The organism is Diaphorobacter oryzae DSM 22780, from assembly GCF_059568935.1.
The window spans coordinates 1-3094 of record NZ_JCANUL010000026.1; the positions used below are offsets into that span (position 1 = coordinate 1).

Annotated in this window: 1 protein-coding gene; it reads left to right on the forward strand. The window is 67.1% G+C overall.

Going from position 1 to position 3094, the window contains the following annotated elements:
- Positions 1-138: 138 nt before the first annotated feature.
- A partial coding sequence (locus BP68_RS19110) for a choice-of-anchor Q domain-containing protein (protein ID WP_496374744.1) occupies positions 139-3094 on the forward strand: 2956 nt, incomplete at its 3' end.

Sequence of the window (3094 nt, forward strand, 5' to 3'; positions counted from 1 at the left end):
GCGCGCTGGCCCTGCTGGGGCTTCTCGCGGCATGCCTGGGCGGTGCGGTGCTGCGCGGGCGGCACGCTTCTAGTTTGAAGCTTTTTTGACGTGCAGCCGCACACGGAAAGCGCGAGAAGCTATCAAAAGATGAGCAAAATGAATCATAAATACCTAGCCACCCTGCGCGCCCTGGTCGGCATGGCCCTGGCGATCCCCTTGCCCGCGTTGGCGGTGTACGACACCACCTATCCCGACGGGGAGTCCTGCGGCTATAGCCGCCAGCATGTGAACCACAGCAGCAACTACATCACCGGCATGGTCGAGGGAACGCCCGCCGCCATGCACTGGAGCTCCGGGCTGGTATGGCAACGCTGTCTGGTCGGGACGGGCTGGGATGGCCAGAAATGCACGGGCTACCCAACCATCAATATCTGGTCCCGCATCGGCGGATGGATGAGCCACTATGAGGGGCGCAATGCCATCAACGGCCAGTGGCGCATGGCACCGGCCGACGACCTGAGAAAACTGCGCACGGGCTGCACAGGCCTGGCCGCCTTCAATGCACAAATCTTTCCTGAAGACTGGGTGTCGCACCGCATCTGGTCGGGCACCCCGTATGCCCCCGATCCCAGTTACGCGCTGGCCATGAACGTCCGCCCCCTGGATGAGTCGGATCCCGATGAGGCACTTCTCATCGTCCAGCCCTTCCGCGGGGACACCGCCGGCTGGGACCTCCCTACCCGACTCGTGCGCGGTGGCTTTCCATTCGCGGTCATAAGCCCGCCCGCCCCCGCCACCGCCAAGGCCGACGTGGCGTACACCTTTGCGCCCATCGTCCTGCAATCCACGAACGCCTCCGTGCCCTGGGGCGGGGCGCGCATCCACAACGGCACGTTCCAGGTCAACGGCACGGGTGGCTGGGTGCAGCAAGCCATCGTCACACAAGGGGACTCGCTCGCCGTGCGCCTGCCTGCCGCCGGCGCGGGCGAGAGCCGCTCGGCCACGCTGGAGCTGCGCAGCGCATTTCCCGCCGGGCTTTTCACCGACGCTTCCGGAGATCCGGCGATCGACACCGTAGAGTTCAAGGCCACCGCTGCCCCGCTTACACCGGGGGACATCTGCCACGTGACCCCGGATGGCGATGCAAACCAGGACGGCAGTTCGTGGGCGCGGGCGACTTCGCTGGCGGCAGCCATGCGGCCAGACAGGGCCTGTATTGAGGTCCGCATGCTGCAAGGCATCTACACGCCCCGCGCTCCAGGCACTGCACTGACGAGCAGTTCCACCAAGAGACTGCTCGGCGGCTATACCACCGACGGCCAGCGCAGTGACGACCCCACACTGACGGTGATCGACGGAGAAGGTCAGCGACGCCCGCTCTGGATGGTCAACCTGGGGAACAGCCCCGCCGACAACGACACGCTGATCGACGGGCTGACGATCGCCAACGGCTACGCCAAGGAGCTGACCCTGCTGGTGACGTTTCCAGGCTTTGGCGGCGGCTTCAGTTGTATGTGCGACGACCGGGCCACCTGCCGGCCGCACTTTCGCAACGTCGTTTTCCGCAACAACCAGGCCGAGGAGCATGGCGGCGCGGTCTCGCATGAGGGACTGTGCCAACCCTCCTACGAGAACGTCACCTTCACCGGCAACCAGGCCGGCCACAGCGGTGGCGCGGTGGCCAACATTTCGACGCGCGCCCAGCGTCCCAGCGCACCCGTGTTCACCCACGTTACCTTCAACGGCAACACCAGCGTGCATGACGGTGGCGCGGTGTTCAACTGGGCTTTCAACGACACCGGCGCCGGCACCGCAGGCCCCGGCGCCACACGCCCCGTCTTCACCAACGTCACCTTCAGCGGCAACCGGGCCGGGCGCAGCGGCGGCATCATCCACAGCGAGATACGCAGCGGCGGCGTGAGCGAAACCACGCTGACGCACGTCACCGCCGTGGGCAACGCGCAGGCCGCAGGGCATGCAGCCATTGCCTATGCCCGGGGATCGCAGTGGACGGACCCGCTGCCGACCACCAGCGCCACCCGCTCGGTGTTCTGGGACAACGGGGCGGAGTTCTCCACCGGCACGCCCCCGTGGGTCCAACTGCGCGACAGTTGGGCCACCGACTGCACACACGCTACCTGCGATGCAGCGACCCAAGGCCGCAGCGGCAACCCGCTGCTAGGCCCGCTGCAAGACAACGGCGGCCCCACGCGCACCCACCTGCCTGCGGCAAACAGCCCTGTGCGCGGCCAGGCGACAACGGCCTGCTCACCCTCCACCGGCCAGCGCGGAGAACTCCGCCTGCCCACGGCGTGCGACCTGGGCGCCGTGCAGCGGCTTGCCGATACACGCACGCTCACCGTGAACGTCGCCACCGGCATGGGCAGCATCAGCGCCATCGGCGGCGGCATCAGCGGCTGCACCGCCACAGGCGGCGTGTGCAACGCCAGCTATGACGGCGCCAGTGCCACGCCCCATCTTCAGGCCACGGCCCAGCCCGGCTGGCGCTTCAGCTCCTGGAGCGGCGAGGGCTGCACCGCAGCAGGCACGGAATGCCTGGTCGACATGGCGCAGTCGCGCAGCATCGAGGCAAGATTCATCGCCGACATTCATGTCATCACCACCAATCCAGGCCCTGGCGGCACCCTGTCGTGCCCAGCCACCGTCAGCCAGGGCCAGACGATGAACTGCACGGCAACACCTGACGACGGCTACGCCACCGCCAGCATCAACGGCTGCGGCGGCACGCCCACCGGCCAGGGCGTCAACGACTACACCACGGGCCCCATCACCGGGGCCTGCACGGTCAGCGCCGCCTTCCAGCAAAAAACCTACCCCATTAGCGGCCGCGTGAACCATCTGACCGGCGCCGGGCTTAAGTTGCAAAACCTGGGCGGTGATGACCTGGACGTGAGCACCGGCACCGGCTCCTTCACCTTTGCGACCCCGATCGTTCATGGCGGCCACTATGCTGTAAGCATTGCGGCGCAGCCCGCTGGTCAGCGCTGCACCGTAGGCAACGCCAGCGGCAGCCAGGTGACGGCTGCGGTGAACAACGTGCAAGTGGACTGCGCACCGCATTTCGAAGGCACGACCCTGCCCACCAACGGCC